Origin of the sequence: Streptomyces odonnellii (assembly GCF_000981895.1) — a bacterium.
Classification (GTDB): Bacteria; Actinomycetota; Actinomycetes; order Streptomycetales; family Streptomycetaceae; genus Streptomyces; species Streptomyces odonnellii.
Window position 1 is genome coordinate 1 of the sequence record NZ_LATD01000510.1, and the last position, 5,014, is coordinate 5,014.

General features: G+C 71.9%; 5 protein-coding genes. 1 reads left to right on the top strand and 4 read right to left on the bottom strand.

Annotation, left to right across the window (positions count from 1 at the left end):
• Nucleotides 1-27: 27 nt before the first annotated feature.
• The 4 genes from WH07_RS34170 to WH07_RS34185 all read right to left on the bottom strand — a co-directional run bounded on the left by WH07_RS34170 (nt 28) and on the right by WH07_RS34185 (nt 4,309).
• On the bottom strand, nt 28-837 hold the full coding sequence (locus WH07_RS34170; RefSeq protein ID WP_046508784.1) for a maleylpyruvate isomerase family mycothiol-dependent enzyme: 810 nt from the start codon (nt 835-837) through the stop codon (nt 28-30).
• A gap of 22 nt (nt 838-859) precedes the next feature.
• Nucleotides 860-1,984: a prenyltransferase/squalene oxidase repeat-containing protein gene (locus WH07_RS34175; protein ID WP_408645981.1), complete on the bottom strand. Its 1,125-nt coding sequence runs from the start codon at nt 1,982-1,984 to the stop codon at nt 860-862.
• A 2-nt stretch (nt 1,985-1,986) separates the two neighbouring features.
• Nucleotides 1,987-2,721, bottom strand: a complete 735-nt coding sequence (locus WH07_RS34180; protein ID WP_046508787.1) for a class I SAM-dependent methyltransferase — start codon at nt 2,719-2,721, stop codon at nt 1,987-1,989.
• A gap of 160 nt (nt 2,722-2,881) precedes the next feature.
• On the bottom strand, nt 2,882-4,309 hold the full coding sequence (locus WH07_RS34185; protein ID WP_046508791.1) for a glycosyltransferase family 4 protein: 1,428 nt from the start codon (nt 4,307-4,309) through the stop codon (nt 2,882-2,884).
• Between the two features lie 232 nt (nt 4,310-4,541).
• Here WH07_RS34185 and WH07_RS34190 point away from each other — a divergent pair.
• On the top strand, nt 4,542-5,014 hold a 473-nt coding region (locus WH07_RS34190; protein ID WP_046508789.1), incomplete at its 3' end, for a TetR family transcriptional regulator.

The following is a 5,014-nucleotide window of genomic DNA, read 5'->3' on the forward strand; positions in this document are numbered from 1 at the left end:
CCGCCGCACCCCGCCCCCACCTTCGCCTCAGCCGAACGACGCCCTCTCCAGCCAGAAGTCCAGCAGCTTCGCGTCCCCCAGCACCTCCACCAGCTCACTGTCCGCGGGCAACCGCCGGTAGAAGACCCGCAGCACCTCCGTGAGCGGGCCCCGGAGCGCGACCGTCGCCTTCTCGTGCCCGCGCCGCCAGGTGAACCCGTCGTCGCCGAACTCGATCAGCCACTCGGCGTCCGGCACGTCCGTCGCGTGCAGATGGATACTGCGGCCGGCGCCGCGAAGTTCGGCGGCCTCCGGGTCACCGGCGGCCAGGGCGAAGGTCATGCACTGGAGGAACTCGTCGATCGTGTCGGCCGCGACCGCCGGATCGACCTCGTACGCCACGCCCGCGGCCAGCGCCGCGTCCGCCCGGTGGATCACCGTCTCATGGGTCATCCGCCGCGCCCAGAATCCGGCGTTCCGCTCCCAGCCCCAACTCCACACCTCGGCCCCGGGCCCGGCCGCCCGCAGCGTGGCGGCGGTCATCCCGGCCCCCTCGGTGAGCCAGGCGGCCAGCGCGGCCGGATCGGAGTCGTCAGGGCCCTCGAACTCGGGCACCCCCTCGTCGGGGATCTCCTCCCGCGCCCCGGTCCGTACGATTTTCTCGACCCAGCGGTGGGCCGCGCCGAGATGCCGTACGAGCTGCCCGAGGGTCCAGTCGGGGCAGCTCGGTACGGTCACGGAGAGATCGGCCACGGCGAGATCGGCGCCGGTGAGATCGGCACCCATGAGTACGGCCCTCAGCCGGTCGGTCTGCGCCACGATCTCGTCGCAGTAGCGGTCATGCCCGAGAAGCGTCATGCGGGCACCCTAATCCGTGAGGTCAGCCGCAGCAGTCCGGCTCCAGGCCGCGTGGGAGGCGTTCGCCGCCGAACACCGCCGTCGTCGCCTCGTCCCCGCCCAGCGCGGCCACCGCCAGCAGCAGTGAGCCGGCCGTCCAGGTGGTGCGTTCCTCCGGCCAGACGGCGCGGTTGCCCTCGAAGACGTAGCCCGTCCAGTACATCCCGTCCTCCGCGCGCAGATGCTGGATGGACTGGAGCACCTCCAGCGCCCGGTCGGACTCGCCCATCACCCAGAGCGCCAGGGCGAGTTCACAGCTCTCGCCGCCGGTCACCCAGGGGTTGGGCACCACACAGCGCACCCCCAGCCCCGGCACGACGAAGCGGTCCCAGCCCGCCTCGATCCGCGCCGTGGCCTGTGCGCCCGTCACCGCGCCGCCCAGCACCGGGTAGTACCAGTCCATCGAGTAGCGGCTCTTGTCGAGGAACCGCTCGGGGTGGCTGCGGATCGCATGGCCGAGCGCGCCCGCCGCCAACTCCCAGTCGGGCTGCGGCTCTTCGCGCTCCTCGGCGATCGCCAGCGCGCAGCGCAGGGCCTGGTGGACGGACGAACACCCGGTGAGCAGCGCGTCGTCGAGGGGTGTGCCGTCCGCCTCACGCTTCCAGCCGATCTGCCCGCCGGGCCGCTGGAGTACGAGCACGAACTCGATCGCCGCGTGTACGACGGGCCACATGCGGTCGAGGAACGCGTCGTCGCCGGTGGCGAGATAGTGGTGCCAGACGCCGACGGCCGTGTAGGCGACGAAGTTCGACTCGCGCCCCAGGTCGCGGGGGACGAGCACCGGAGCGGCGGTCACAGCCGCGGTGGAGGCCCCACCGGTATCGGCACCCGCGTCGCCGTACGCCGCGTACCACGACCCGTCCTCGTTCTGGTGCCGGGCGAGCCACTCGTACGCCCGCGCCGCCGCCCCGTGTTCGCCCGCCGCGTCCAGCGCCATCGCCGCCTCGACATGGTCCCAGGGGTCGAGATGGTGCCCCCGGAACCAGGGGATCGCGCCGTCCCTCCGCTGTACGGCGAGGATCCCGGCGACCGTCTCCGCGGCCTGTTCCGCGGTGAGCACTCCGGGCAGGACGAGATGTTCCGTGGCGTCGGGGCCACGGCTGGGCAAGGTCACTTGGCGTCCGCCGGACGAACGCGCGGCTTCGTCGCGTACACAACAAGGCTCTTGCCCACCACAGGGTTCAGCAACTGCTCGGTGACCCGGGTGACGGCCGGTTTTTTCATGATGTCCCAGACCAGCAGCTTGTGGTACGCGCGGACCGGCAGCGCCTTGTCGTTGTCCACCCCGAACGCGCACTTGAGCCACCAGTACGGCGCGTGCAGGGCGTGCGCGTGGTGCGTACCGTACGGCCTGAGCCCGGACTCCCTTATCCTGCCCAGCAGTTCGTCGGCCTTGTAGATCCGGATATGGCCGCCCTCGACCTGGTGGTACGCGTCGGAGAGCGCCCAGCAGACCTTCTCCGGGCCGTACCGCGGGACGGTGACCGCGATCCGTCCGCCGGGCCGCAGAATCCGGACCACTTCGGCGAGCACCCCCTTGTCGTCGGGTATGTGCTCCATCACCTCGGAGACGATGACGACGTCGAACGAGGCGTCGGGGAAGGGGAGTTGGAGCGCGTCGCCCTGCATGGCGGTGGCGGTGGCGGCCTCCGGCGCCTCCCCCGCCTCCCTCATCGCGGCGAACCACTTGGCGACCTCGCGGACCTCGTCGCCGTTCCGGTCGAGCGCCACGACCCTGGCCCCGCGCCGGTAGCACTCGAAGGCGTGCCGGCCCCCGCCGCACCCCAGATCGAGCACGCGGTCGCCCGCGGCGAGCGGGAAGCGGGTGAAGTCCACGGTCAGCACAGGGTCGTCCTGCTTTCGCGGTCGGTTCGGGTCCCGTCGGTTCGGGTCACGGTCGGTTTGGAGCGGGAGTACGGGCGTACGGGTGCGGGCGTACGGTACGGCGTGCACGGTTACGGCGCCGCGGGTAACGCGGGCGCGGGCGACCGGTACGGCATCGGCATCAGCGGGCGCCGCTGCGGGCCGCCCGGACGGTGGCGTCGCGGCGCTGCGACCGGGACTGCGACTGGGACTGGGGGCGGGACTGGTCCTCGTACCGGTCCGGATTCCGGTCACGGCTCCGGTCATGGCTCCGCGGCTGCGACCGGCGGGCGATCGCCTCGCGGTACAGCTCCGCCGTCCCCCGCGCGGCCTGCGCCCAGGTGAACCGGTTCAGCACCCGCTCGCGCCCCGCCGCCCCCAGCCGTGCGCGCAGCTCCGCGTCCCCCAGCAGCCGCCCCAGCGCGGCGGCCAGCGCACCCGCGTCGCCGGGCGGTACGGCCAGACTGGTCTCCCCGTCCGCGCCCGCGACCTCGGGGATCGCGCCTCCGGTGGTGGCGACCAACGGCGTACCGGTGGCCATCGCCTCCGCCGCCGGCAGCGAGAACCCCTCGTACAGCGACGGCACACAGGCGATCCGCGCGCCCCGCACCAGCCCGACCAGTTCGGCGTCGGAGATGCCCTTGACGAACTCGACGGCGCCTTCGAGCCCGTACCGTTCCATCGCTCGCGCCACCGGCCCGGACTCGGGGCGCGTGCCGACGACGACAAGATGCGCGGCGGGGTGCTCGGTGCGGACCTTGGCGAGGGCCTCGACGAGATGGACCAGGCCCTTGAGCGGGACGTCCGCGCTGGCCGTGGTGACGATACGGCCGGGGACCTCCGGCACGGCCGGGTCGGGCGAGAACAGTTCAGTGTCCGCGCCTATGTGCACGACCTCGATACGGTCCGGCCGTACCCCGAGATGCTCGGTGATCTCCTGCTTCGAGGAGCCGGAGACGGTCAAAACGGACGGCAGCCGGCGCGCGACACGCTTCTGCATACGGGTGAAGCCGTACCAGCGGCGTACGGAGGCGCGTCTGCGCCAGTCCTCGGCGGCGTCGAGATCGAGCCGCCGGTCGACGGTGATGGGGTGGTGGATGGTGGTGACGAGCGGGGCGCCGAGGTCGCCGAGGAGTCCGTAACCGAGCGTCTGGTTGTCGTGGACGATGTCGAACTGCCCCGCGCGGGCGGCGAGATGGCGTCGGGCGCGCAGCGAGAAGGTCAGCGGCTCGGGAAAGCCGCCGGTCCACATCGTGGCGACCTCGAGCGTGTCTATCCAGTCCCGGAACTCGTCGCGCTTCGGCGTACGGAAGGGGTCGGGCTGCCGGTAGAGGTCCAGGCTGGGCAGTTCGGTGAGCGGTACGCCCTCGTCGAGTACGGGATAGGGCTGGGCGCCGATCACCTCCACGCTGTGGCCGAGGCGGGCGAGTTCACGGGAGAGATGGCGGACATAGACGCCCTGGCCGCCGCAGAAAGGATTTCCCTTGTAGCTGAGGAGGGCGATACGGAGGGGCCGTTCGCTGTCCGGGGCGCGGTCTCCGGTGCCCGCCTCCATGGCCTCAGCGGTCACTCCGGCCCCCTTCTCCCAGCACGAATCCACCGCGCGGTCCATGTTCCGCCGGAGCGTAACCGGCGGCGCCGATCTAGAACAAGTTTCAGACTTGTCCGGTCGCGGGTTTCGAATTTACCGGCAAGTAGCGTGGCTGTACCGGCCGGATCGGGTGATTCGCGCCACGACGCGGGCCCCTGCCATGCTGTGCGGTCCGGAGGCGGTGCGGCGCGATGGGGTTGGGGACGGACGGATGACAGCGGAGGCAGCCCGGGCGGCGTCAGGTCCCGCGCCGGCTCTGACGGTACGTCAGGAGGCCCGCCGCAGGGACATCCTGACCGCCACGCACCGACTGGCCTGCCGGGGCGGCTTTGACGCGGTCCAGATGCGCGAGGTGGCCGAGGAGGCGGGGGTCGCCCTGGGCACGCTGTACCGCTACTTCCCGTCCAAGATCCATCTGCTGGTCGCCACGATGCAGGACCGGCTGGATCATCTCCACGCCACCCTCCGCAAACGCCCGCCGAGCGCGGACGACCCAGCGGAGCGGGTGGCCGAGACCCTGATGCGCGCCTTCCGCGCCCTCCAGCGCGACCCGCATCTCGCGGAGGCGATGGTCCGTGCCCTGACCTTCGCGGACCGCAGCGTCAGCCGCGAGGTCGACGAGGTCTCGCGCCGTACGACGGCGATCATTATGGACGCCATGGCCCCGCCCCCGCACCGCACACC

Coding starts and splice junctions, on each gene's coding strand:
- WH07_RS34170 (WP_046508784.1), bottom strand. CDS start 837: ATGACGCTTCTCGGGCATGACCGCTACTGCGACGAGATCGTGGCGCAG.